The 1,041-nt window shown below is 51.2% G+C and carries 1 protein-coding gene; it reads left to right on the top strand.

Going from position 1 to position 1,041, the window contains the following annotated elements; translation table 11 throughout:
- Positions 1-80 precede the first annotated feature (80 nt).
- The coding region (locus CUJ83_RS15560; RefSeq protein ID WP_230743388.1) for an FAD-dependent oxidoreductase at positions 81-1,041 on the top strand (961 nt) is incomplete at its 3' end.

Genomic DNA, 1,041 nt, shown 5'->3' with positions numbered 1-1,041 from the left:
AGCCCTGAGGAACTCGGTCTGGATGCGCACGTTATCAAGGTAGACGCATTACTTGACAAAATTGTATGAGGGATGAAAATATGGCAAACGGTAAAGAAAATAGAGTCGGGGTCTTCATCTGTCACTGTGGTACTAACATAGCCGGTACGGTCAAGGTTAAGGAACTTTCCGAGTACGCTAGCACTCTTCCAGGCGTTGTCCACGCAGATGATTATCCATATATGTGTTCAACCCCCGGTCAGGAAAAGATCAAGACCGCTATTAAGGAGAAGCAGTTAGACGCAGTTGTCGTAGCAGCATGCACCCCGCGTCTGCACGAGTCGACGTTCAGGAAAGCCACCGCACTCGGCGGGCTGAACCCGTTCGTGTTCGAGATGGCGAACATTCGTGAGCAGTCCTCGTGGATCCACATGAAGGAGCCGGAGAGGGCAACCGAGAAGGCAAAGGACATTCTGAGAATGGCCGTCGCGAAGGCGAAACTTCTCGAGCCGCTCGAGACCAAGTCCGTGCCCTGTGAAAAGACCGCGATGGTCATCGGCGCAGGCGTGGGCGGAATCGAAGCAGCAATGAAACTCGCGGATTCGGGTATAACTACATATTTGATCGAGAGAGAGCCGACAATCGGCGGTTACATGTCCAGGCTGGACAAGACCTTCCCGACACTCGACTGTTCGCAGTGTATCCTTTCACCTAAGATGGCGGAAGTCGACAGACACCCGAACATTAAGCTTCTTTCGTATTCCGAGATAGAGAAGGTTGACGGTTACATCGGTAACTTCAACGTCACCGTGAAGAGGAAGGCGAGAGGTGTTATCGAGGATAAGTGTAATGGTTGTGGTGACTGTGCGGCGGTATGTCCGGTCAGCAGGCCGAATGAGTTCGATATTGGTCTGGGTCCGAGAAAGGCAATATATATTTGCCACCCGCAGGTAGTACCCTTGAAGTACACTATAGACTTCGATCACTGTGTGAAGTGTGAGCTTTGTGTTAAGAAGTGCGGTGATAAGGAAGCTATCAACCTCGACATGAAAGACGAGTTCG

It is taken from the genome of Methanooceanicella nereidis, from assembly GCF_021023085.1.
Taxonomy (GTDB): Archaea; Halobacteriota; Methanocellia; order Methanocellales; family Methanocellaceae; genus Methanooceanicella; species Methanooceanicella nereidis.
Note: the sequence above shows the minus strand (reverse complement) of the source record. Positions and strands in the feature narration are given on the sequence as shown.